General features: G+C 63.3%; 19 protein-coding genes and 2 pseudogenes. 5 read left to right on the top strand and 16 right to left on the bottom strand.

What is annotated here, in order from left to right; all coding sequences use genetic code 11:
• Window positions 1–190: 190 nt before the first annotated feature.
• From BUS42_RS11130 to gatC, 4 genes and pseudogenes are all read right to left on the bottom strand, one after another.
• Window positions 191–1048, bottom strand: a complete 858-nt coding sequence (locus tag BUS42_RS11130; protein WP_074306976.1) for a TIM barrel protein — start codon at window positions 1046–1048, stop codon at window positions 191–193.
• Window positions 1049–1155: 107 nt separating this feature from the next.
• A complete protein-coding gene (gene gatB, locus BUS42_RS11125) occupies window positions 1156–2637 on the bottom strand; it encodes an Asp-tRNA(Asn)/Glu-tRNA(Gln) amidotransferase subunit GatB (RefSeq protein ID WP_074306975.1) in 1482 nt (493 codons plus the stop codon).
• A 57-nt stretch (window positions 2638–2694) separates the two neighbouring features.
• Window positions 2695–4187 (bottom strand): annotated as a pseudogene (gene gatA / locus BUS42_RS11120) (Asp-tRNA(Asn)/Glu-tRNA(Gln) amidotransferase subunit GatA).
• 56 nt (window positions 4188–4243) lie between these two features.
• A complete protein-coding gene (gene gatC, locus BUS42_RS11115; protein ID WP_074306974.1) occupies window positions 4244–4531 on the bottom strand; it encodes an Asp-tRNA(Asn)/Glu-tRNA(Gln) amidotransferase subunit GatC in 288 nt (95 codons plus the stop codon).
• 304 nt (window positions 4532–4835) lie between these two features.
• Here gatC and BUS42_RS11110 point away from each other — a divergent pair, with 304 nt between their 5' ends.
• On the top strand, window positions 4836–6098 hold the full coding sequence (locus BUS42_RS11110) for a bifunctional UDP-N-acetylglucosamine diphosphorylase/glucosamine-1-phosphate N-acetyltransferase GlmU (protein WP_074306973.1): 1263 nt from the start codon (window positions 4836–4838) through the stop codon (window positions 6096–6098).
• A gap of 410 nt (window positions 6099–6508) precedes the next feature.
• Here BUS42_RS11110 and BUS42_RS41845 read toward each other — a convergent pair whose 3' ends face one another.
• Window positions 6509–6709, bottom strand: coding sequence for a hypothetical protein (locus BUS42_RS41845; RefSeq protein WP_083670143.1), 201 nt, complete (start codon window positions 6707–6709; stop codon window positions 6509–6511).
• Between the two features lie 59 nt (window positions 6710–6768).
• Window positions 6769–7206, bottom strand: a complete 438-nt coding sequence (locus BUS42_RS41840) for a transposase (protein WP_159452200.1) — start codon at window positions 7204–7206, stop codon at window positions 6769–6771.
• 236 nt (window positions 7207–7442) lie between these two features.
• Here BUS42_RS41840 and BUS42_RS11100 point away from each other — a divergent pair, with 236 nt between their 5' ends.
• A complete protein-coding gene (locus BUS42_RS11100) occupies window positions 7443–8165 on the top strand; it encodes a YebC/PmpR family DNA-binding transcriptional regulator (RefSeq protein ID WP_074306972.1) in 723 nt (240 codons plus the stop codon).
• Between the two features lie 742 nt (window positions 8166–8907).
• On the opposite strand, the gene BUS42_RS11095 is transcribed toward BUS42_RS11100, so the two are convergent.
• From BUS42_RS11095 to dtd, 5 genes and pseudogenes are all read right to left on the bottom strand, one after another.
• Window positions 8908–10479, bottom strand: a complete 1572-nt coding sequence (locus BUS42_RS11095) for an IS110 family transposase (RefSeq protein ID WP_074306971.1) — start codon at window positions 10477–10479, stop codon at window positions 8908–8910.
• A 146-nt stretch (window positions 10480–10625) separates the two neighbouring features.
• Entirely contained in the window at window positions 10626–11105 is a 480-nt protein-coding gene (locus BUS42_RS11090) for a type II toxin-antitoxin system VapC family toxin (RefSeq protein WP_074306970.1), read from the bottom strand.
• Entirely contained in the window at window positions 11105–11389 is a 285-nt protein-coding gene (locus BUS42_RS11085; protein WP_074306969.1) for a hypothetical protein, read from the bottom strand. The genes BUS42_RS11090 and BUS42_RS11085 overlap by 1 nt, the downstream gene beginning before the upstream one ends.
• A gap of 207 nt (window positions 11390–11596) precedes the next feature.
• Window positions 11597–11982 (bottom strand): annotated as a pseudogene (locus BUS42_RS44995) (transposase); the annotation flags it as partial.
• A gap of 159 nt (window positions 11983–12141) precedes the next feature.
• Window positions 12142–12591 carry a D-aminoacyl-tRNA deacylase gene (gene dtd / locus BUS42_RS11075; RefSeq protein WP_074306967.1) on the bottom strand — a complete coding sequence of 150 codons (450 nt, stop codon included), beginning with the start codon at window positions 12589–12591 and terminating at the stop codon, window positions 12142–12144.
• A gap of 195 nt (window positions 12592–12786) precedes the next feature.
• On the opposite strand from dtd, the gene BUS42_RS11070 reads away from it, so the two are divergent.
• The gene (locus BUS42_RS11070; RefSeq protein WP_254053438.1) at window positions 12787–13824 is read left to right on the top strand and encodes a Gfo/Idh/MocA family protein; all 1038 of its coding nucleotides are present in this window, start codon (window positions 12787–12789) and stop codon (window positions 13822–13824) included.
• Window positions 13825–13840: 16 nt separating this feature from the next.
• Entirely contained in the window at window positions 13841–15562 is a 1722-nt protein-coding gene (locus BUS42_RS11065; RefSeq protein WP_074306966.1) for an ArnT family glycosyltransferase, read from the top strand.
• A gap of 59 nt (window positions 15563–15621) precedes the next feature.
• Here BUS42_RS11065 and BUS42_RS11060 read toward each other — a convergent pair whose 3' ends face one another.
• The 3 genes from BUS42_RS11060 to BUS42_RS11050 form a co-directional block, all read right to left on the bottom strand.
• Entirely contained in the window at window positions 15622–16827 is a 1206-nt protein-coding gene (locus tag BUS42_RS11060; protein WP_074306965.1) for an amidohydrolase family protein, read from the bottom strand.
• A 212-nt stretch (window positions 16828–17039) separates the two neighbouring features.
• A complete protein-coding gene (locus BUS42_RS11055; protein ID WP_074306964.1) occupies window positions 17040–17606 on the bottom strand; it encodes a hypothetical protein in 567 nt (188 codons plus the stop codon).
• A 120-nt stretch (window positions 17607–17726) separates the two neighbouring features.
• Window positions 17727–18293 (bottom strand): hypothetical protein, encoded by a 567-nt coding sequence (locus tag BUS42_RS11050; protein ID WP_074306963.1) that lies wholly within the window; start codon window positions 18291–18293, stop codon window positions 17727–17729.
• 160 nt (window positions 18294–18453) lie between these two features.
• Between BUS42_RS11050 and BUS42_RS11045 the strand changes: the two genes are divergently transcribed.
• Window positions 18454–19227, top strand: a complete 774-nt coding sequence (locus BUS42_RS11045) for a ThuA domain-containing protein (protein ID WP_074306962.1) — start codon at window positions 18454–18456, stop codon at window positions 19225–19227.
• 93 nt (window positions 19228–19320) lie between these two features.
• On the opposite strand, the gene BUS42_RS11040 is transcribed toward BUS42_RS11045, so the two are convergent.
• A complete protein-coding gene (locus BUS42_RS11040; protein WP_074306961.1) occupies window positions 19321–22245 on the bottom strand; it encodes a glycoside hydrolase family 38 N-terminal domain-containing protein in 2925 nt (974 codons plus the stop codon).
• A gap of 4 nt (window positions 22246–22249) precedes the next feature.
• Window positions 22250–22978 carry a YceH family protein gene (locus BUS42_RS11035; protein WP_074306960.1) on the bottom strand — a complete coding sequence of 243 codons (729 nt, stop codon included), beginning with the start codon at window positions 22976–22978 and terminating at the stop codon, window positions 22250–22252.
• Between the last annotated feature and the right edge of the window lie 94 nt (window positions 22979–23072).

Below are 23072 nucleotides of genomic sequence, written 5' to 3'. Positions count from 1 at the left end.
CCCGGAGGCCGAAATTTGCGGGAGAAGCTCGTTCCCATGCCGAGCGTGGGAACGAGATCCCGGTCTGCTTGCGACAGTCTCGTAAAGTGAAATCTTTCCCCGTCACACGGACAGACGGCCCGTGCGACGGGGAAAGTCGCTACCTGTTGGTGATTTCCTGGTAGAAACCCCAAGGTGCGGCGGCTGGCGATCAGCTCATTTTCAAGAGCTTGTTCATTCGCTCAACGATGTCGCTCAAGTCTTTTTTGGGCACTTCGGCGGTGATCCACCCTTCGTAGCCCACCTCGATCAGCGCGGCACGCACCTCGGCCCAGTCGATTTCCCCTTCACCGAGAAGGTAGCTGAATCGTCGGTCCTTCTTGTATTCCTTGATGTGAATCTTGAGGATTCGCTTGCCGAGCTCGCGGATCCATTCTTGCGGGTAGCCGAACTCGACCACGTTGCCGACGTCGAAGTAGGCGCCGACCCAGGGGCTCTCGAACTCGTCGATGTAGCGTGCGAATTCGACCGGGCTGAGCAGGAACTTGTTCCAGACCTCTTCAATGGCGATCTTGATCCCGTGCTTCTCGGCGTCCGGGATCAGCTTGCGGATGTTCGCCTGCGACCGCTTGTAGGCGTCGCGATAGGAGATATCTTTGGTGACAACAGCCGGCACGACCAGGACGGTCGTTCCGCCGTACGCCTTGCAGTCGACCATCTCCTGGCGGATGGCTTCCAGGCCGATCTCCACGACCTTGGGGTCGGGGTCGGAAAGCGTATGCTGCCAGTGCTTCGTTCCGCTGACACCATGGATGATCAATCCGGTCTTGTCGCGGGCGCGGAGCACTTCGTCGCGGTCGAGCTCGTTGGGGCTGAGCAGTTCAACCCCTTGGAATCCGGCGGCCTTGAGGGCTTCGAAGTCGGGAAGGATGGGACCCTTGGTGGTCCCGAGCATGAACCCTTTCTTCCAGGCGGGAGTGGCTCCGTCCGCCGCAAGGGCCGGCACTCCCATCGTCGCGGCGGCGATCGTGGCTCCCGTGCCTTTCAAAAACGACCTGCGGTCGATCATCGTCAGCGCTCCTCCGCTCAGACTCTGGAATTGTCGTCCCCCGGGATCGCCCCGGGGGACTACCAGAATAGGAGGAGAGAGACGACCAATCTAGTCGGTCGTGATTCTCACCCCGGGCCGGCCAGTTCCGTGAGCTTGATGTCGAGCAACTCACCGACGAGTGCGGGGTCGGCCTTGCCTCCGGTCTGCTTCATGACCTGGCCGCGGAGAAACCCTTTGACCGCCTCGGGCTTCTTCTTGCCCCCCTTGAGGTCTTCGACGGCCTTGGGGTTGGCTTGCAGGGCCGCCTCGACAGCCGCGGCAATGGCGTCACGGTCGGAAACCATGCCATAGCCGCCGGCCGCGATGATCTTCTCGACCGGGTCGCCGGTTTCGATCAAGGCGGCAAGAACCTCGCGCCCTTGGTTCGTGTTCAGCTCCTTGCGCTTGACCCGGTTGATCAAGTCGGCCAGGACATCGGGGGTCACGGGGAACTCGGCGAGGGTCTGTTTCTTCTCCTTGATGATCCGCAGGACCTCCTGCTGGATCCAGTTACTCGCCAGCTTGTATTCGTCGGTCGCCTTGGCGACGGCGTCGAAATAGTCGGCCACATCCTCGCCTTGCTCGACCAGGACGTTGGCGTCGTAGGCTGAGAGACCGAAATCGGTCTCGAACCGCTGCCGGCGTCGGGCCGGGAGCTCGCCGATCGAGGCGCGAACGCGGGCGATCCAGGCCTCATCGACGACCACGGGCACGAGGTCGGGCTCGGGGAAGTAGCGATAGTCGGCCGCGCTCTCCTTGCGGCGCTGGGGCTTGGTCGCGCCGTCGGGTTCGCTCCAGCCTCGAGTCTCCTTGTGGGCGTCGTGGATCGTCAGGCCGTCTTCTTTCCACTGGCGGAACTGCCGCTCCGCTTCGTAGGCCAGGGCCCGTTCCACCGATCGGAAACTGTTCAGGTTCTTGATTTCGACAATCGGCGTGGCCACCGTCTTGCCGTCGACGTCGATGTGCAGGTTGACGTTCGCATCGCAACGCAGGCTCCCCTCCTGCATCTCGCAGTCGGAGACGCCCAGGTAGCGGAGCGTGAGCCGGAGCTCTTCCAGCAGGGCCTTGGCGTCTTGCGGGTTGCGGAGGTCGGGCTCGGTCACGATCTCCATGAGCGGGATGCCCGCGCGGTTCAAGTCGACTTCCGAGAACCCGGAGTTGCCGTGAGTGAGCTTGCCCGTATCCTCTTCGAGGTGAACGCGCGTCAGGCGGCACCGACCCCCGCCCGAGCCATCCTTCTGGACCGGGATTTCGAGCCAGCCGTGCTGGCTGAACGGGAGGTCATACTGGCTGATCTGATAGTTCTTGGGGAGGTCGGGATAGTAGTAGTTCTTGCGGTCCCACTTGGTGAACGGCGTGATCTCGGCGTTGAGCGCGACGGCCGTCTTGAGCGCGAGTTCGAACGCCTTGCCGTTCATGACGGGCAAGGTCCCGGGGAGTCCGAGCGAGACCGGGTCGGTCTGGGTGTTCGGCGGAAGCCCGAACTCGGTCCCGCACGACGAGAACATCTTGCTCTCGGTGTGAAGTTGGACGTGGACTTCCAGGCCGATGATGATCGTGTAATCCATGTGCCGCCTGCCTTGGAATCAATCGCTTCGTTGTTCGGGTTGAGGAGGAGCCGGGAGTCATCGCGCGGTCGTTGGTCGTCGCGTGTGCCAGTCGGTCGAGCGCTCGAAGACGCGGGCGGTTCGCAGGAGGTTCTCCTCGGCGAACGCCGGCGCGAGCAACTGGAGACCGATCGGCAGACCCGAAGCGGTGGCGCCGCAGGGGATGCTCAAGCCGGGGATTCCGGCCAGGTTGGCCGTGATCGTGTAGATGTCGGACAGGTACATGGCCAACGGGTCGGCCGTCCGCTCGCCGAGCTTGAAGGCGGCGGTGGGCGAGGTGGGGCCGATCAGCACGTCGACCTCTTTGAAGGCGGTGTCGAAGTCGTTGCGGATCAAGCGCCTGACCTTCAGGGCCTGGTTGTAGTACTGGTCGGCATAGCCGGCCGAGAGCGCGAACGTGCCGAGCATGATCCGCCGCTTGACCTCGGCTCCGAAGCCTTCGGCCCGGCTGGCCATCATCATCCGGATCAAGGGGGGCAAGTCTTCCTCGCCGGGGAACTTCGCCGAGAAATCCTCGGCGCGGTGGCCGTAGATGGTGCCGTCGTAGCGTGAGAGATTGCTCGAGCACTCGGCGGGTGCCACCAGGTAGTAGGCGGGGACGCCGAACTTGGAGTGCGGGAGCGAAACCTCTTTGATCGTGGCCCCGGCCTTCTCGTAGACGCGGATCGCCTCGCAAACGGCCCCCTCGACCTCGGGGTCGAGCCCTTCGCTGAAGAACTCACGGACGATGCCGATTCGCAGGGTTTCCGGCGGCGTTTCCAGCGTGGCCGAGTAGTCGGGCACCGGCGTATCGACGCTCGTCGAGTCATGCGGGTCGCGTCCCGAGATGACTTTCAGCAAGAGGGCGGCGTCGGCCAGGTCATGCGCGAACGGACCGACCTGGTCGAGCGAGCTGGCGTACGCGATCAAGCCGTAGCGGCTCACTCGGCCGTAGGAGGGCTTGAGGCCGACCACGCCGCAGAGCGCGGCCGGCTGGCGGATCGAGCCGCCCGTGTCGGTGCCGAGGGACAATGGGGCGAGGTCGGCGGCGATGGCGACGGCCGAGCCTCCTGACGATCCCCCGGGGATTCGCTCCTCGTCCCACGGGTTGCGGGTGGGTCCGTAGGCGCTGTTCTCGGTGGACGACCCCATGGCGAACTCGTCCATGTTCGTCTTGCCGAACAGGATCGCGCCGGCCGTCTTGAGTCGGGCGATGACGGTGGCGTCGTAGGGGGGCGGAAGTTTTCGAGCATCCGGCTCCCGCAGGTGGTCGGCTCACCGTTGACGCAGAGCACGTCTTTGATGGCGACCGGCAATCCGCCGAGGGGGCCGACCGGCTCACCGGCCTGTCGTCGCGCGTCGATCGCCTTGGCCTGGGCGAGCACGGCGTCGCGATCGAGGTGGACGAACGCGTTGAGCCGTTCGAGCTCGTCAACGCGTTGCAGGTAGCCGCCGACGAGTTCCTCGGAGGTGATTTTCCCCGCGTTCAACTGGGCGATCCATTCGCATGCGGTCGTGCGAGTCAGGTCCATCAGCGGTCGATCCTGGGGGCGGGGTGAAGGAGATTGAGCGATGAACGACAAGTCGCTTATTCGAGCACGGCCGGCACGAGGAAGCTGTCGATGTTCCGCTTGGGGGCGTTCGCCAACGCATCCTCTTTCGAGAGGGCAGGTCCGCGCACGTCCTCGCGGAAGACGTTGCGAACCTCGACGCCGTGCGCCAGCGGCTCGACGTTGGTCGTATCCAGTTCCTGGAGCTGTGCCACAAACTCCACGATCGAGTTGAGCTGACCGGTGAACGTTTCCAGTTCGGCCGGACTCAACCGCAGCCGGGCGAGCAGGGCGACCTGGGCCACCTCGTTGATCGACAACGCCATGGGCCGACGAGTCCTCAGAAAAAAAGAGGGATCGATCGCGGCGCCGGGCCTACCCTTTGGGGGTGGGTCTGAGTCGGTCCGCGTCGTCCGGAATGTTCGGGCCGCGGCGTTCCCCATTCCCAAAACCAAAAATGGGCCGCCGATACGACGTCAGTGTGCCAGATCGACGGCGATCCTTCAAGGTTCGCGATCTCGGCGCGGTCGACGTTTGTTTGACGCCGACCGACAACCTCATCTATGATTTTCGCTGGCCCGTGAGGGGTCACGACGTTGGTGTCTTCTCACTCGAAGGTAGAGTCACATCATGATTCAGGGTCCAGTCGCGATCATCTTGGCGGCCGGTCACGGCAAGCGGATGAAGTCGGAAAAGGCCAAGGTGCTCCACGAGGTTTGCGGTCAGCCGATGATTCATTACGTGGTCGAGGCCGCGCGCCAGGCGGGGGCCAAGACGATCATCGTCGTGGTCGGCTATGGCGCCGATCAGGTCCGGGCGGCCCTGGCCGACGAGCCCGATATTCTCTTTGCTACTCAGACCCGCCAACTCGGCACCGGCGATGCCGTGAAAGCCTGCCACACGATCCTCAAGGATTACCAGGGGCCCGCCCTGGTCTTGGTGGGAGATGAACCGCTCATCCGCCCTCAACCGCTTGCCGATCTCCTCCATCGCCAGCATGAGGACGCGGCGGCCTGCCTGCTCGGGACCGCCATTGTTCCCGACCCCACCGGCTTCGGGCGCATCCTGCGCGACTCGGCGGGCCGGTTCCTCCGCATCGTCGAGCAACGCGACTGTAACGCGGAAGAAAGGGTCATCGCCGAAGTCAACCCGAGCTGCTACGTGTTCGATCTCCCGGGCCTCTGGGACGCCCTTGACAAGCTCGATACCAGCAACGCCCAGGGCGAATACTACCTGACCGACGCCCCCTCGTGGCTCCAGTCGATGGGTCGGAAAGTGGTCGCGCTCCCGGTCCTCGACGCCGACGACATCCTGGGCGTCAATACCCGGCAGCACCTGGCGCAGGCCCACGCCATCATGCAGGCGAGGATCCAGGATCACTGGATGACCGAAGGGGTCAGTATCGTTGACCCGCGCAACACGTACATCGACGGGCGCGTCACGATCGGACCCGACTCGGTGGTCTTCCCCTTTTCAGTGATCAGTGGGACGGTGAAAATCGGTTCCCAATGCCGGATCGGCCCCTTCGCCCATCTCCGCGACGGGACGGTGCTGGATGACGGAGTCGAAGTGGGCGCTTTCGTGGAAGTGAACCGCTCTCATTTCGAGGCCGGAGCCCGGGCCCGGCACCTGGCCTACCTCGGTGACGCTCAGGTCGGGTCAAATGCCAACATCGGCGCGACCGCCGTGACGGCGAACTTCGATGGTCGTGACAAGCACCGAACGACCATCGGCGCCAATGCCATGATCGGGTCGGGAGCGATTCTGGTGGCGCCGGTGACGATCGGGGCAGGGGCCACCATCGGCGCCAACGCCGTGGTCACCAAGGGCCAGGACGTGGCCGGCGGCCAGACCGTCGCCGGAATTCCCGCGCGTCCGCTGCCGAACCGGTGAGGTCTGGAGAAAACTGAATCCCACCCGTCGGACGGGCACGGCCCATCATCCCTAACTCCCTACCAAATGGGGGGTAAGATGGTGGGCCGTGGGCCCTGTCCGGGACTTTCTCACCGCCGAGGCCAGGACCAGTGAACAGCGCGGACACTTTGGGCGGCCAAGGCTGCCCGAGGAGCCGAAGCAAGGCTCTGCCGGAGAAGGACTTCCGCGCCACCTACTGCCTACGCGACCACTGCTGAAACTGTCCGCGGTTGTCCACCCTCGCTGAGAAAGTCCCCCCTGCCCACTACGGGAATCGTTGGACCCGCGATGACGCCACAACCGAACGAGTAGGGTTCGCTATTGCGGACCATCGGTCATCTTCGTGGCCCCCACTTCCAACGAGGCCGGGTGAGGAAACGGGGTCGCAGCTAGTTTTCGGTCCGCGACTCAGGTTTACGGACTTTTGGCGGTCGGCCCTCCGGACGACGGGTGTGCTCCAGGCTCAACTCGCTCGCCTTCTGCTTGACCCACTCGTCGGCGCCGTAAGGCCGGCTTCTCTCGAGGCTCGCGTGCAAGCGCTTCCGTTCCTGGGCGCTCAGCGCGGCGTTGACCCGATCGGTCCAGTCCACCGGACATTCGATTGGCCAGGCCGATAAGAGGGCTTTGAGCGGATCCGCTCCGTGCCTCCTCACCGACAGACGACTCCAGCGCCACAGTTCGGCCCGCTCGACCAACCCGGCCGCCTGCGGATTCCGCTCGATGATCGCAGCACGGTCAAAAGATGCTCGTCGCACTGAACCGGGAACCTCTTGAAACGTCCCTGGTAGAGGGGCCCATATCCCACGGTCCGGTGGGCAACTCTCCAACGCATCGCGTGGGTATGCGTGAGCCAGCGGAAGAACTCGGTCAATTGCCCGTCTTCCTCGGGCCAGACGAGGAAGTGCCAATGGTTGGACAAGACGGCGAAAGCCAAGATCCGGATCGGGTGGCGCTGGTGCGCCTCACTCATGACGCGCTGGAACGCCTCGAAGTCGGCGTCCTTGGCGAACAGGTGCCTCTTCCCCGCCGATCGATTCAGGACGTGATAAACGAACCCGCCAGGTGCGACTCGCGCTGTTCTTGGCATAAGGCGGGAGGATCCCCGAATTCCGAGGACGACGTCAATACTAGCTGCGTCCCCGTTTCTTGCCCCCGCGATGCCGCCCGGCCCCCCCAAGAAGCCCTCAGCCGCCTGCACGCCGATCAGCTCGGCCATTCGTCGGCGACGGTTGAATTGCAATCGAAGAGATTTTCTCTACAATGAGGGGACGAAACCACTCGTATGCTTGGCTCCGTTGGGAAAATGAAAAGGCAGAAATTCGAATGGGTAGGATCTTCGAAAAACGCAAAGAGTCGATCTTCAAAACCGCCGCTCAAAAATCAAAGCTCTATTCCAAGTACGGAAAACAATTGTACATGGCCGCCAAGAATGGTGTGCCCGACCCGGAAGCCAATCCGACTCTGCGCAGCCTCGTCGAAAGAGCCAAGCGCGATAATGTCGCGAGCCATGTGATTGAAAAGGCGATCCAGAAAGCGGCTGGCACGGGGGGCGAGGATTTCCAAGCCGCGCGTTATGAGGGGTTTGGTCCCGGCGGCTCCTTACTCATTGTCGAATGCTTGACCGACAACAGTACTCGTACCATCTCCGATGTCCGCAGTTGTTTCTACAAGACCGGGTCCAAATTGGCTGCCAATGGATCCGTTGTGATGTCTTTTGATCACTTGGCAGTACTTTCCTTCAATGGTGACGACGAGGAGAAAGTGATTGAGGCGATGTTCGCTGCGGACGTTGCCGTCGAAGAGGTCGAATGCGAGGATGGCACCGTTACGATCTTCGCCCCTCCCGTCGAGTTCTACAAAGCGAAAACGGCCTTGCTCGAGGCGTTCCCCGGCCTCGAGCTGGAAATCCAGGAAATCAGATTTCTTCCGCAGGCAAGCAAGATTCTCAGCGGGGAAGATTTGGGCTTGTTTGAAAGATTGCTAGGCATGCTCAACGATTTCGATGACGTGCAGGAAATCTTCCACAATATTGTCCTTCCCAGCTAACCCATGTCCAGGTCGGTCACTCGGTGCGCTCGCCGTTTGATCGTGATACCGTCGTCCCGCATCTCATGCAGATATCCATAACATACACTTCCCTAATAAGAAGCTTCCGCAAATCCGCAGCCTCGATTCCGCTCGCGTTTTTGAACTTGAACCCTGTATTTATCGCAGGGTACACGCCAGATGGTGATCCCCAAAGCTCCCAAGAATCCGAGAGTTCACGTAGGGTGCGGGATCTGGCGAAGCCTATTTTTCCCTTCCACACTGCGATACTTGCAATCCGTTAGAGTCAGCAATTCTCTTGTTGTCTCACGCGGATTTGACGTCGCGGAAGTTTAGGATGAGTAGGGGCCGCGATTGCGGTCCATCCGTCATGGGTCATCATAGCGGACGACCCCCCCCAACGATGCCGCGATCGAGGATTGTCCGCAAGCAAGGAGCCTACGGCCGAGGTCGTGGAAAAGACTGCCATACTGGTTTTGAGACGGGGAGCTGAGCGCGTACCTTCATCGGCCTCGCCGAATGGCGAGGTTGCAGGAGACATTTGACCAGGCAACCGCTGGGTCAAGGGACCACCTTTGCCGTGCGTACTGATCACGCTTCGCCATACTGGTTCATCAGGGGAGCGACCCCACGCTGCCGTATCAGGCGTTCGGTGATCCGACAGAGCGCCACGCTTTATTGCCAAGGCTTTCAAACAGCCACGGTGACAGAAGGCGTTGTTCGGCTCCCTGGGCCCTCGCGGTCACGTGAGGTCGGCCTCCCCCTTCGACTGCGATTCTACCATCGGCACCCCCAGTCTGAGCAACACTTCGGGAAGGATCTCACCCAGCCGACACGGCCCGGATCGGCGTCGGCTCGGAACCTGGGTCATCGCGGCCTTCAGCGGCACGGCTTCCGCGCCGCGCTCGGCGAGCGGGATCCACCCCGCGGCGGCGCCCAGGTCGCGCAGGACCTGATCCATTGCTGTTTCATGTTCAACATAAAACGTGCTCAATTTCTCAATAACACAATGCCTTTCGCGACAGCTCGGATGGCGGAACACCTGCCTTCCGGCCACCATCCGGTAGGCGATTCGGCAGAACCGCTTCGCGGCCCACACGCACATGAGACGGCGATTCACGCCCGCCTGGTTCCAGCCGGCGTACAACCCCCGGAAATACGAGTTGCACTGCAGCAGGTTGTCCGCGATCTGAAGGATCGCGTACCGCAAGGCGTGATTGGCCTGATGGACCAAGGGACCGTTGCAGCGATCGACCGTGTCGCTCTGGTAGCGTGCCGGGAACAGTCCCGCGCGGCCCGTGATCGCCCGGTCGCTGGGGGAGTTCTCGATCGGCCCCATCTCGCCGGCGAACTCGGCGGCGCTGACCACGTTGATCCCGGGGATGCTCATCAGGAGCACGTAGGGGGTCTGGACCAGGCCCGCCGCCAGATCACGTTCCAGGGACCGGATCGCCTGGAGCCTGGCGAGGCGTTCTTCATCCAGGTTTTTAAATATTGTCTTGTGAATATCCGCAAGTTCAGTGCCCTCAGGGGCCTGATCGGCCCAGGCCAGGATCCGCACCAGGCTGCGGCGTTGATAGCGCACGGACTGGGCCTTGAGGATCGCTGCCAATCCCTCGAGGCCGAGGTCCCGAATCTCCTGGACCGAGCTGACCTGTCGCGCGATCACGCGGGCCGGTTCGTGGTCGAAGAGGTTGCCGACCGCCGCGGAGAGGCCGGGCAGGAGGGCGTCGAGCTCGACATGGATTTGATTGCGGAGGGTGGCGTTCTTCCGCACGAGGTCGCGACGGTGTCGCGAAAGCAACTGAATGCGATGATATGTAAGATCGCGTTTCGGTTCGATCAGGCCGAAGCCATTGACGGCCGCGCGATGGATGGCGTTCAGGTCGGTGTCGTCGGTCTTGTTCTGGGGGTCGGCGGGGAGGCGGAATTGCCCGCTCGTCAGCGGATGAACGATCCGGGTCTCGAACCCGGCGGCGGTGAAGGCGCGCTGGATGGGCCGGTGATAGACGCCAGTTTGCTCGATGGCGATGATGACATCGCGGAGGTCATGAGTCGCGATCGCTTGCCGGAGCGCGGCGATGGCGTTGTCGAAGCCTTGACGGGAGTGTTCGACGGTGGTGGGGGGGACGAGGATGCGGCCGTAGAAGTCGGCGAGCATCCCTTTGGACCGGGCCTTGGCACAATCGACGGCGACGATGCCGAAATGCTCTGGGCCGGCCTTGAGGACCCTGGGATGAAGGACCCCGGAGGGCTTGGCGACCGAGGAGAGGCGATGGGGACGGCGGGTTCTTCGCGGGGCTGTGGTGGTCATACGGACACCTCAACGGGATCGGAACGGGAAGGTCCCAAAACCGCAGAGTAGTCCGGAATGCTGAGAGAAAAGAGATCTCTCTCAGATTACACCTACATACCAGGGGACGGAGGGAATTATCAATTCGAATTGAGTTATGAAGCGGATTATAATATTCCCTCCGTCCCCTTTTTCGCTCCGGGTTGAATGACGTCGAGCCCTTCCAAGAGAGCGACGTCGATTAACCGCTGGTCGGAGCAAACGAAGTGGTCGAGCGGGAATGAGCGGTGGAGATGGAGGGCGACCGACAGTTGAATCGCATCCATGGCTCGGAGCTGGCGGCTCATCGCGTGCTTGTCGATGAGGTCCCCGGCGAATTGGAAATGGGCGTTCAGGACTCGAATGGGTCGGATGGCCTGGCTTCGGATGTCGCTCAGGAACTTCTTCCGGAGATTTCCGTAATCGGTGATTGAGAAGACACCGGTCCTCACCTTGCCAGCGAAGCCCGAGAGCATCTCGACGGCAGCGAGCCGGGAGATGAAGACGTCCGGACTATCCTGGCCAAGGAGTTGGCGCACAACCTCCGAGCCTGCCTCGGTGTGGTAATTCTTCACGAGCGAGCTGGTATCGAAATAAAGCCGGGCCATCAGAATCTCTCGGCTCGCTCATCCTCGATGATGGCTTCGGCCATCGAGCCCGGGATTTTCGCGGTCGCGGCGAGCACTTCATCGAGGGTGATGGAGTCATCCCCCTCGCGGGCACAATACGCTTCGAATTCGAGGTCAATCAGGTCTTCGAGGGCAGGATTCGACTCTCGGACCTTCATGGCCTTCAGGGCTGCGACCATCACCGCCTCTTCCGAGGGATATTGGCCGGTCTCGATTTTCTTTTCGACCCAACGCTTGAGGTCGGATGTCAGTGGCAAGCTCATCGATTTGGCTCCGAGTTGTCTTCCAGGTCGTTTACCACGAACACGTAATTTAGTACTACGGTTTTTCCTACAACCTACGTTCCGCACGTCTCTGGTTCATTATCTCCAAGTTTCCGGCGGTCTGCAATTTCAGCGATTGAAGTGATCCCCAATGTCCAGACCACTCGGCCCGGTTTTTAAGTGGTGCTTTGGCCCCGCTCTCCCCTCTCAAGGCCCGACCGGCTCGGCACCATGGTAGACCTCGGCGGCGTCCGATAGGCCAAGCTCTGGTGCAAACGCTCGTGGTTGTAAAATGCAAACCACCTTTCAAGGCCGGCTTCCAACTCTCTGGCAATACAATATGCTTTTAAATAAATGTTCTCGTGCTTAAGAGACCGCCGCAGCCGCTCGACGAACACGTTGTCCAACCCCCTCCCGCGTCCGTCCATGATCACCGCGATCCCTTTCGCCTCAAGCCGGCCGGTGAAGGACCGCGCCGTGAACTGCACGCCCTGGTCGGTGTTGAAGATCTCGGGGCGTAACGCCGCGTCCAACGCCTCCAGGCAGAACCGGCCGTTGAGCGTGTTCGACAGCCGCCAAGAGAGCACGAAGCGGACTTGACGTCGCGGAAGTTTAGGATGAGTAGGTGCTGCGATAGCGGACCATCCGTCATGGGTTATCATCGCGGACGACACCCCCGACGATGCCGCGATCGATGATTGTCCGCAATCACGGTGCCTACGGCCGTCGAGCTCCGTCATCCGACTGACTCCTCAAAAGGCCTTCCGGCTTTCGAGGAGGAGGGTCACTGGTCCGTCGTTGACGAGCTCGACCTTCATCATAGCGCGGAAGACACCGGTGGCGACGTTGAGCCCGGTGGCGGCGACTCGATCGACGAAGTACCGATAGAGTCGGTCGGCTTCGGTCGGGTCGGCGGCCTCGGTGAAGCTAGGACGGCGACCACCGCGGCAGTCGCCGAGCAGGGTGAACTGGCTGACGACGAGGATGCTGCCCCCCGTTTCGGCGACGCTGAGATTCATCTTGCCTTGAGCGTCCTCGAAGGCGCGGAGGTTGACGACCTTGTCGGCCAGCCGGTCGGCATCGTCGTCGCAATCGCCCTTGGCCACACCGAGGAGGACGAGCCAGCCGGGCCCGATCTCACCGACCCGCTCGCCTTCAACGTCGACCGAAGCCCGAGTCACTCGTTGCAAGACCGCACGCATTCCCCTGTTTCTCCGTATCACAGAAAAAGCTGGCCTTGAGGCACTATACCACCGGTTCGAGGCCGGGCCAGGACCCCACTTTCAATAGGTGTGGCCGATTTCGCCTTTCGGTGGTAGGCTGACAGCGATAAGTCGGTGCGCAGGCCGAGTTGGGGTTTCGGCTCGTGACGGGAGGCGTCGGAGGCGCTTGTTGACGTGTCGAAACATGTTCGCCTGCGGGTTGGTGTGGTGGGTTTGGGCCGGCTCTGGGAGGCGCGGCACAAGCCGGCCCTGATGCGGCTGCGGGACCGGTTCCAGGTGACGGCCCTTTACGATCAGGTTCTCCGGCGCGCCGAGATCGAGGCGGCCCAGCTAGGCTGCGCGGCGGTCGAGGGGCTGACAGCCCTGATCGAACGTTCGGACGTCGACGTGGTCTATCTGCTCACGCCGCAGTGGTTCGGACTCCATCCGATCGAGATCGCGTGTGCCTGCCGGAAGCCGGTCTATTGTGCCTTGCCGCTGGCGAGTGAACCCGAGGAACTCGAGGCCTTGGCGGCGCTGGTGGAGGCGAGCGGCATCGCGTTCATGCCCGAATTCGCCCGACGATTCTATCCGGCCACGCTTCGGCTCCGGGAATTGCTCGCCACTTCGCTGGGACCACCGCGACTGATCCTCGGCCAGAATCGCCTATTCGGGTTCGATCGGTACGGCCAGCCCGGTCCGACGAATCAGATTGCCCCGGCCCCCTTGATGATCGATCCGGGGAGCTACCTCCTGGACTGGTGCTGCTTCCTCTTCCAGGCCGAGCCGACCAAGGTGCAAGGCTTCGAGGGGACGATCATTCCCACCGGGAGCGAGAAGGGGGCTGGTCCCGACTTCGAGAGCTTCGTGGCCGAGTTCGCCGATGGGGCAATGGTCCAAATCTCGTTCGGGCGGTATGATCGAGCCATCTGGGGAGAGGCAAGCCGGTTCTTGCCGCAGCCTGGTTTCCAGGTCTACGCCGAGCGTGGCGCGGCCTGGCTGGAACTCCCCGAGCGCATCCAGTGGTCGGCCGCCGACGGCACTCACGAGGAACGCCTGCCGCTGGAGCCGACTGTCGGTGACGTGCTCAACGAGCAGTTTCACCGACTCGTTCAGGGCGAGCCCTCGCTCGCTCCCACTATTCGGGATGCCCTCTCCGTCGCCCGACGGGTGAGCGACCTGAGGCAAAGTCAGCGCGAGCATCGCATGATCGTCCGACCGCCGCGCGTCTGAGGAGCCGTTCCAACGGATGGACCCGAACATCGCGATGCCCAACCATGACCATGACCAGTCCGTCGGAGCTGCCGGCCTCATCCGTTCGGGACCCGCCTCGCGCTGGTGTCTCGCCACGGTGGTTTTGGCCGGACTCCTGGGGCTCGGCTTACTGGCCGATTCGATGTATGCGAGCTCGGCCACTTACGACGAGGTGATCTACCTCAGAGTGGCCGCCCAGTGGTGGCGGACCGGGGCGCAGGAAGAGATGACCCGAATGGGGTCTCCGCTTCTCTTCTGGAAACTCCAGCAGGCCCCTTTGCTCTGGATCCTCGACCATTCGGGACATCGCGACTGGGTCGACGCGCCCCTCGAACATCAGAGCCAACTGCTCCCGCTCGCTCGCCTCAGCTCGCTCTGGATCTGGGCCGTCGCCTGGGGTCTGACGGTGGTTTGGAGCCGCTGGCTCTACGGTCCCAGGGCGATGGCGCTGGCCGCCTGGCTCTTTGTGCTCAGCCCCAACCTGCTGGCGCACGGGGCCTTGATTACCATGGAGATGCCACTCACCGCCTGCACGACCGGCATGTTCTTACTCTTCTGGAGATTCCTCCAGACCGGCGACCGACGCGCCTTCTGGGCGACGGCCGCCCTGGGCGGGCTCGCCTGGTCGTGCAAATATACGACGGTGATCGTTCCGCCGATGCTCGGCTTGGTTTGGTGGATTGACCGGTGGCGGAGCGGCGAGCGCCAACCCGCGCGGTTGACGTTCGCCGTGGCGCGAGGAATGGTCGGCTTCCTCGTGGTCATGGGACTCACGAACCTGGTCGTCACCGGCTTCGCCGTGCTCCCGCTCGGAACGCCTCAGGCCGAACATCGCAAGCTCAAGCAGGTCGTGGGCGCGACCCTTCGGCCCTGGGTTGACCCTGCGATGCACCTGCCGATTCCTGAGGAACTGGTCGGGTTTGCCAACCAACTGGTTCGCCAGCGGGAAGGAGGGCCGAGCTATCTCTTCGGCGAACGGCGGATGACCGGATGGTGGTACTACTATTTCGTGGCCTTGGCCGTGAAGGTCCCCCTGACGGTTGGGCTGCTCCTGCTGGGCCGCGGGCTCTTGTGTGGACCGATCGCCGCGAACAATCGATCATGGATGCTCCCGACGATCATGGCCACGTTCATGGCGATCACGGCGGCCGGCTCATCACGGAACTACGGCCTTCGTTACCTGCTCCCGCTGGCCCCGCTGGCGATCGTCTGGGTCTCGGGACTCGCCGAGGGGCGACGATGGGCACGCACCTTGGCGGTACTCGGGGTGCTCGGACAGGCCGGCGCCGTGTTTGGCGTTCATCCCCACGAGCTCACCTACTTCAACCGAATCGCCGGCGGGCCGACCGGAGGCCGGCGGATCCTGGCCGACTCCAACCTCGACTGGGGGCAAGGTCTCAAGTCGTTGGTTCGACTGCAACGCGCGGATCCCGCCATGGCCGACCTGACCCTCTACTACTTCGGTGATACCGACCCCCGGCACTATGGCGTCGCAGGCACAAGCTATGTGCTCAACGCCGTGTCGGTGCCACCCAACCTTCCGGCCAAACTGAGTGCCAAGACCGCTTTTCTTGCGGTCTCGGCCTCACTTCAGTGGGGGCCCTGGGGGCCCGAAGCCTATTTCCAAAAACTCAGAGGCCTGACGCCGGTCCGAATGACCGACGACCAAACGATCGCGATCTACCGGGTTCGCGACCTGCCTGATTCGCGCGAGTGACCGGGCCACAGCATATTTCGCTCGCAGGTCAACAACCGAGACGATGGATTTAGGAATGTTTATTTCCGAATCTGTACGCCATTGCTGACGACGCATTGCCCCGCCTTGTAAACGGAGCGTGGTTTCGGCACTGACACAACGGCTTCAGGAATATGCTCAGCAGTGAGTGTGACGAAATCCGCGCTTGCGCCGACGCGTAAGCCGTAGTCGCTCAGACCAAGCGCCTTCGCACCTTCCTCGGTCACGAGTTCGAAGGCCACTCCGAGTTCCTCGTCCGTATAGAACCCCGAGCGGTAACCGATCATCATGGCACGCCCCAGCATGTCGCCGTCTCCATAGGGCCACCAGGAGTCGCGGATATTGTCGCTGCCGCTAAAGACCGTGACACCCGCCTGTCGCAATTCCATGACTGGCGGAAACGGATGGGAGCCGGGCGCATTGGTCATGATCGCCACCCCTGCCGCGGCAAGCGTGTGCGCGGTACGACGGAGAACGTCGATGGGCACCTCGCCGAGGGCGTACGCGTGGCTGACGGCGACCTTGCCCTGGAGGCCCAGGGCACGCGTCCGCGCCGCGATTTCCTCCAGGACGAAGATACCCAGCTGATTCGGTTCATGCAGATGAATATCGACGCCGACACCTCGTTTTTCGGCGATTCCGAAGACGACGTCGAGATGCGCCTTGGTATCCCGGTCGAATGAAGCGGGGTCGAGACCACCGATCAGGTCACAGCCGAGGTCGAACGCGGCGTCGAGCAATTGGGCCGTACCGGGGCAGGTGATGATGCCGCTCTGCGGGAAGGCGACAAGTTGGATGTCGATCCGATCGCGATATTCCTCGCGGACGGCCAGGATCGTCTCCAGGGATTTCAACCCAACGCTTGCGTCGACCATTACATGACTACGCATCTGGGTCGTGCCGTTGGAGATGCAGAGATCCAGTTGATTCCGGGCACGCTCGTCCATCGGCGCCGCGGCGGCCATGTCCTGACGCTGGATTTCGACCCGCTCGCGGACATCGAAGCCAGCGGTACATGGCTTGTGGGATTTCCAGGTGTCGCCGTACAAACTGATGTCGAGATGAATGTGGCCTTCGACGAAGCCTGGAACCACAAGTGCGCCGCCGAGATCCACGACGTTACGGGCCGACGTTCCGACGTCCGCATCCCGCCCGATCGCCACGAACTTGCCATTTTTGACGACAAGGGCCGAAGGTGTTCCATCGACGAGCTTGGCGCCTCGAAAGATTGTGTCGGCATTCTGCATCTTCGATGCTCCGTATTGCGATCACCCATCAGACGACTTCCAGCGGTTTCCCCTCGAGTGGCTCACGTCTGGGTGGCTGGGATCCGGACTCGGCCCCCGGTCTTCCTAATGGCTCTCGCAACGGGGTCCGAGCATGGAGTACAGACCCGCCACCCAGATTGCTCGACCTGGGGTTGACCCGAACTACGACCAGTTCCTGGCCTCCCAAAGGGTCAATATAGGTCGAGGCCGCGTGACAGGCGATCCTCGAGGCCGTCGGCGGCTTCGGCGATGCGGCGAACCAGGCCGCTTGCATCGAGATGTTCGGCCGACTCAGTGGCGAGGTTCTCGATGACGACGAAATACTCTTCGCCGCGAAGCACCTTGATCGCGAAATGCCCCTCGACGCTTCGCGCGTTGAGTTTGAGGAGGATCCTGGTGTCGCGGTCATTGGCGGGGCCGCAGACCGAGACGAGCGAGAGGATCGAACGGCCTTCGGGATCGGTGCCCGCGTAGCCGAGGTAGACGGCCTGTTGGCGGTCGAGTTGCAAGGGGACGGTCAACCGCCAGCCGTGGCTCGAGGGACTGGCCTCGAAGCCACAGCGTTGCGCGATCTCTTGAATCAGGCGGGACGCATCGGCGTCGGCCGGCTCGGGGGCTTCGTAAGGGCCGAGCGCATCGAGGCCGGCTTCGACGTCGGGGGCCGTCGCTCCCAGCGGGAGCCCACAACCCACGCAGAAACGGTTGGAGTAATGATTGCCCAACGTGCAGCGGGCGCAGGCGATGGTCGACGACGACATTGGAGTGAGACGCTCCCCGCTCGACGAACAAAGAAAAAAAAGGGGAGGGAAGCCGCCACCGAGGGTTGCGAAGGTGGCGACTCTCCCCGTCTGGTCAGGAACCGTGGTAGAGCGCGGAGCTTACTTGGATTCGGCCTTCATCGACGCCAGCAGTTCGTCGAACCCTTTGGTCGCGGCGGTGACGGTCTTGTCGGGGCCGACAAGCTTGAGAAAGTAACCGGTTCCCCCGGTCTGGACGATTCCACCGAGGAGCCGGAAGTTCGGCTTATCGTTCGCTTGCGGGCTGCCAGGGGTGAGCGGGGCGATATAATGGCCGGCGATTTCGACCCGCGTCACCTCGACATTCTTGCCCTTGACGACCTTCTTGTCGACCTTGGGAAGGTTTCCGCCCTCCTCCTTGAACTGAGTCCGCCAGCGCTTGATGTTGTCGTCGACTCCGCCCGCACCTCCAGGAAATGCGAACAGAACGAGCTCGGCCGGTTCGTCGTCTCCCTTGACGGGCGCAACACTCATCTGGGCCCGGCGCATCGCGTTGCCCGGCTTGGTCGACTTCCAGGAGCCGGGCGCCTGGAACGTCAACCCTCCCGCGTCGATGGTCTGGGGCGGGGCGTCGGCCCCGAGGCTGGTCAAGACCACTGCGATCGAGCCCAGTGCGATGCGTCTGAGGAGGCTGCTGCGGATTGGCATATCTCTGGCTCCCTTGGCTTGTTCCATGACCTGACCGTTCTCGGCCTGATTCGAACCCCCGCCGCTCGCTTGCGACCGCCGAGGGGCGCGACTACGATGCGAAGGTCGTCGACTCTTTTACCCGGACGCTCTATCTTTTGGATTCGCGGAGGATGATCCCGTGCGTACCCGTCGATTTCTGCTCTGGACCGTGGCCCTGGTTTGCCTTGCGAGCAATCCGGCCCTGGCCCAGAAGAAGGTTCCCAAAGGGGTGAAGGCCACCCGGATCCTCCTGCTGACTGGGGGCGCCCGTAACCATCACGGATACCGCGACCAGGCATTCTACCTTGCCGGCGTCCTGGAAGACACCGGTCGCTACGAGGTGACGCTCGCCGAGGATGCGTCGATCCTCGAAACCCCCGCGATGAAGAAATACGACCTTCTGATCGTCAACGCTGACCGTCGCGACGAGGAATTCAAATTCACCTTGGATCAACAGAAGGCTCTTCTTGACTACGTCAAGGCAGGGCATGGTTACGTGTCGATCCATGGGGCCGATAACGCCGCGCCCGACTGGATCCCCGAGTGGCGCGAGATGCTCGGCGGGGTTTTCTCGCACGTCGGTCTTCCGGATTCGAAGACGAAGAAGGCGACGTTCAAGATCAGGATCGTCAAGACCGACGATCCGATCATGCGCGGAGTCAGCGACTTTGATATCAAGGATGAGCTTTACTATCACATGCAAATGCAAAAAGGGGTCGAGCCTCTGGCCACGACCGACCATGACGGCGGTACCTGGCCGGTCGCCTGGACGCGAACCTACGGCGACGGTCGGGTTTTCCACACCCCGCTCGGCCATCGTGATTTCGGCCCGGGCAAGGACGACCCCCTGCGCGACCCGAACTTGCTGAAGATGGTCGTTCAAGGCATCGACTGGGTCGCGACAGGAAAGTAAACCGTCGATCGGAGGACCCGGGACAAGTCGTGAAGAGGCGACCGTTGGCCAGTGGCCTTCGCTCGCCTTTTTTAACAACCGTGGCTTCCGGGTTCAGCCCAGGGTCACCTCGATCCGCGCCATCTCGTGGGGCGTCAGATCGATGAGGATGGAATCATCCTCGATCGGGAGGTCGACGACCAACTCGTGGTGAAAGTCGGTCTGGCGGGCCCAGACCGGGTTGCGGAAGAGGCGGAGGCGGCAGCGGACCGGGCGGCCGGCGGTCTCGAAGAGGTGGAAGACGACCCCCCAGCCGTGATTGTCCCCCGTGTTCTCCAGCGGCTCGACCCGGGTGGCCGCGACGGACTTGTTGTCGAGTTGGAAGAGCCAGCCGGTCGGCCCGGTCTTGGGGGGGCCCGACTCGGTCGGGACGACGAGCGCGGGGGCGATGAAGTCCATCGAGGCGTGGAACGGGTGCTCGAGGTCGAGCACGACGCCCAGGCGGAAGGTCCGCTCGGTTTCGCGACCGGCAATCAAGAGGGTGTCGAGCATCCGTTGGCCGTGCCGCCGTTGGTGGGCCAGGCTGCCGAACAAGAGTGCGGTACGCTGACGTCGGGTCGAGATGTCGAACGCGTCGGGCGTCTCCGGCCGATCGGCCTCGGTGATCTCGGGCGAGGAGAAGCAGGTGCGCCTGAGCATCGAATTGGGGTCGGGCCAGGCCCAGCGGCAGGCCAGGTTCTCAGCCCAGGGGTCGGCCTGCGCGATCCGCGCCAGCCAATCGGGATCGAGGTCGCTGAGGGTGACGTCGAGCTCGAGGATCGGCCGGCCGGTCCAGAGCCGATAACGTTGGGTAAACGACGCGAGCCGGCGGTCGTCACGCGGGTCGACGATGACCCCGCGGGAAATCGCCTGGACGAGGGCGGGGCCACCATACTCGACCTCGAACGACTCCCCGCGCATCTTGGTGCTAACCGGGCTGCCGTCCGCCGCCACCAACCCCGATACGACGAGTTGCTGGCCGAGCCGCGCAACCTCTTCGGTGGGGGTCCTGATGCTCCGGATTCCCCCGGTCGCGGAATCGATTTCCACCGCGATCGACTCGTTGCCAAGCAGCCGGCCGCGAACCGAGAGCGCGCCCGTCGGCATGGGGGCGGCGGCCAGGTCGGCGTCACGCGGGACCCAGGCGTAGCCATAGGCCGGGAGGTCAACGACCGCCCAGACTCCCTCCTCGGTGAACTGCGCGGCCCGGAGCGGTCCTTCGGGGCGGAGGTCAAGCGCAGCGTCGGGCAACAAGACAGCGGCCCGTCGCGCCACACCCAGCGGATTGAGCACGAAGTAACCGGGGCGTGACTCCGACGTCTCCCCTTGAATCGCAACCGCTAACCGGTTGGCCGCGATCGGTTCCTCACGCTCGAGCGAGGCGCGTGCCTCGTCGATCCGGCCGGTCTCGAGCGCCGTTTCTAGGTCGGAGGTTGAGACCTTGCCGGCCTCCGCCTCAGTCGGGTCAGGTGCGGTGCCGAGCACGGCCCGCTCCAGGGCGTGGGTGGCATTGAGGGCATCGAGCCGAGCGCGGAGCCGGGCGTGGATCGCCTTGCGGGAGATCGGCCGGTCATCACGTCGGGCCACCGCCTGAGACAGGTAAGGGGTCACATACTCGTCGTGCTCGGGCCGGAACGTCTCGAACGGGCGATCGGTCAGGTGGAAGTAGTCATTGAGCGTGACCCAACGCGCCAGGACCGGTGAGAAGGCGCTCACCCTCCGCAGGTCGAGGTACCACGCGGCGACCGGGTTCGGCCAGTGAACGAACGGGAGGGTTGCGACGTGGTCTTCCTTCATCGAGCTCGCCAGCCGCCAGGGGATGAACGCCCCCTGCGCCGCCCTGTCCGCGCCCAAGGGGGGGCGGGTCAGAGTCTCCAGGTTCGTGCCGTCGGGCCCTTCCCAGAGCCGTTTCGCTTCGGGCCGGATCGGGAATCGACCGGCGTCGAACCCGACGTGGACGGTGAACCGGAACCCGAACCGCTTCGCGAGCTGGGGCAATTCCGGGTAGAGGCTGAAGCGTCGCCTGACGAGCGTCTCGACGTTGCGGTCGTCGAGGTGGCGGCGATAGACCTCCGCGCCTCGGCGGAACTGCCAGAGGACCGACTCCATCGGCAGCAGCGGTTCCTCAGACTCGGTGTATGACCCACCGACAACGTCGGCCCACCCTTCGGTGATCGCCTCGCGAATCGAGGCGATGGCTTCGGGGTCACTGTCGGCGAGCGTCTCGACGGCCAAGGCCGGCGCCACGAAAGTCACCGGCGCTCGAGCCTGGAGCGCGGCGGTGAATGAGCCGGGGGGTGTCGAAGGATCGACCAGGCAGAGATCGACAACGTATGCATCGACCGGATAGAACCGCTCGCGCGCCTGAGTGAGCAACTCGAACGCGGCGCGCAGCCGGTTGGTGGCCGCCGGGTGGTCTCCCTGGCACCATGCCTGTGCACCGGCGAGCACCTCGCGTTCGAGGCTCTCGGTGTCCAGACCGTCGGAGTGTCCCATCGCGATCGTCAGGTCGCGGAGCATCCAACGGGCGGTCCCGAGCGCGTGGTAGTTGTTGGCCGCGGTCGTGAGGCCTTCGTCTTCGGTGTCGAGGGCCGGTTCGACGGCTTCGATCCGCGTGAGGAGGTCGCGGACCAGGGCGAGCCGGTCGGTCCCCCCCTCGAGCAGGATTGTTCCGGCGTCTTCAGCCTGCGTCTGGTAGCCCGAGGGCAGGCGATCGAGAACTCCGGCCGCCACCACGCGCAGCTCGTGCGGGCCGGGTGCGGAGGGGGAGTCGATCGACTCGATCCGCGGCAACTTGCGTGCTTGGGCCAGCAGCGCCGGGTGCCAGAGCGCGGAGAGGGCGCACCAGGTCCCGAGCGCTTCGGCGTCGGAAAGGTTCGCCGGCGGCTCGACCCCGTCGTGGGCGACCAGGGCGATCAGCGACCATTGTCCTCCCTCGGGGGCCGGCGGGGACGGAGCCTCGGATTGCGGCTCCGCCGACTCGGGAGAGGGCATACTCATACGATCAAGCTCCGAGTTCGGTTTTCAGGTCGCGGACCTCGGCCGCCAGGGCCTCGATCGTTTTCCGCAGAACGTCAAGCTCCGCGCGAAGCGCAGTCGTCTCGGCGACCCAGGCGGGAGGGGAAGGTTCCGAGCGAACAGCCGCGTGCCGCACGGGTCGCTCGTCTTCGTCACCGGCAATGGCGGCTTGCGCGAAGGCCGTGCGAACTTTCTCGAATTCTTGCGGAGGGTACAAGCCATGGGTGACCATGACCCCCCGCTTTTGCCCCGGTGGGGACAGGTTGATGACCAGGTCGCGCGCCGCCAACGCTTCGAGCACGACTTGCAAGGCCGGTAAATCGGGGAACGGTTCCATCCGGCTGGCGCGCGAGCGGAGGTCGCCCTCGGTTTGCGGTCCACGGAGCAGCAGTTCGGCGACGACCGCCAGCTCGACCTTACTCACCTTGAGCCAGTCGTAGAGGGTGTGCTTCCAGCGGACGACACGCCCCCCCGCTTCGACCATGATGACCGCCCCCTTGTGCCGAAGATCTTGCAAGATATCTTCGACGTCGTCGGCGTCGTAGTCGGTCACCGGGTCGCGGTTCGACTTCTGGTTGCAGCCGGTCACGATCGCGGCGATGGTCAGGGGGTAATACTCCGGGGTTGTCTTGGCCTTCTCGACCAAGACACCCAAGACCCGTCGCTCTCGAGGCGAAAGGGGGACCCAGGTGCGCTCAACGACCGGGGAACTCATCACGAACCCTCATCGATCGGGGGGGAAGCGATCGTCGTCAGCGGCGGAACCAAGGGAAGGAGGCCTCCGACGGCCTGTTGTATGTCCCTTTGTT

This window comes from Singulisphaera sp. GP187 (assembly GCF_900129635.1).
Lineage (GTDB): Bacteria > Planctomycetota > Planctomycetia > Isosphaerales > Isosphaeraceae > Singulisphaera.
This window is presented reverse-complemented; position numbering and strand designations above follow the sequence as displayed.

What these genes read in the sequence shown, in the direction of transcription:
- BUS42_RS11040 (WP_074306961.1), bottom strand. Translation starts at nt 22,245, where the DNA reads ATGAGTATGCCCTCTCCCGAGTCGGCGGAGCCGCAATCCGAGGCTCCG.
- gatC (WP_074306974.1), bottom strand. Translation starts at nt 4,531, where the DNA reads ATGGCGTTGTCGATCAACGAGGTGGCCCAGGTCGCCCTGCTCGCCCGG.
- BUS42_RS11085 (WP_074306969.1), bottom strand. Translation starts at nt 11,389, where the DNA reads ATGAGCTTGCCACTGACATCCGACCTCAAGCGTTGGGTCGAAAAGAAA.
- BUS42_RS11060 (WP_074306965.1), bottom strand. Translation starts at nt 16,827, where the DNA reads ATGCAGAATGCCGACACAATCTTTCGAGGCGCCAAGCTCGTCGATGGA.
- BUS42_RS11095 (WP_074306971.1), bottom strand. Translation starts at nt 10,479, where the DNA reads ATGACCACCACAGCCCCGCGAAGAACCCGCCGTCCCCATCGCCTCTCC.
- dtd (WP_074306967.1), bottom strand. Translation starts at nt 12,591, where the DNA reads ATGCGTGCGGTCTTGCAACGAGTGACTCGGGCTTCGGTCGACGTTGAA.
- BUS42_RS11130 (WP_074306976.1), bottom strand. Translation starts at nt 1,048, where the DNA reads ATGATCGACCGCAGGTCGTTTTTGAAAGGCACGGGAGCCACGATCGCC.
- BUS42_RS11110 (WP_074306973.1), top strand. Translation starts at nt 4,836, where the DNA reads ATGATTCAGGGTCCAGTCGCGATCATCTTGGCGGCCGGTCACGGCAAG.
- BUS42_RS11035 (WP_074306960.1), bottom strand. Translation starts at nt 22,978, where the DNA reads ATGAGTTCCCCGGTCGTTGAGCGCACCTGGGTCCCCCTTTCGCCTCGA.
- BUS42_RS11055 (WP_074306964.1), bottom strand. Translation starts at nt 17,606, where the DNA reads ATGTCGTCGTCGACCATCGCCTGCGCCCGCTGCACGTTGGGCAATCAT.
- gatB (WP_074306975.1), bottom strand. Translation starts at nt 2,637, where the DNA reads ATGGATTACACGATCATCATCGGCCTGGAAGTCCACGTCCAACTTCAC.
- BUS42_RS11065 (WP_074306966.1), top strand. Translation starts at nt 13,841, where the DNA reads ATGGACCCGAACATCGCGATGCCCAACCATGACCATGACCAGTCCGTC.
- BUS42_RS11050 (WP_074306963.1), bottom strand. Translation starts at nt 18,293, where the DNA reads ATGCCAATCCGCAGCAGCCTCCTCAGACGCATCGCACTGGGCTCGATC.
- BUS42_RS11100 (WP_074306972.1), top strand. Translation starts at nt 7,443, where the DNA reads ATGGGTAGGATCTTCGAAAAACGCAAAGAGTCGATCTTCAAAACCGCC.
- BUS42_RS11090 (WP_074306970.1), bottom strand. Translation starts at nt 11,105, where the DNA reads ATGGCCCGGCTTTATTTCGATACCAGCTCGCTCGTGAAGAATTACCAC.
- BUS42_RS41840 (WP_159452200.1), bottom strand. Translation starts at nt 7,206, where the DNA reads ATGCCAAGAACAGCGCGAGTCGCACCTGGCGGGTTCGTTTATCACGTC.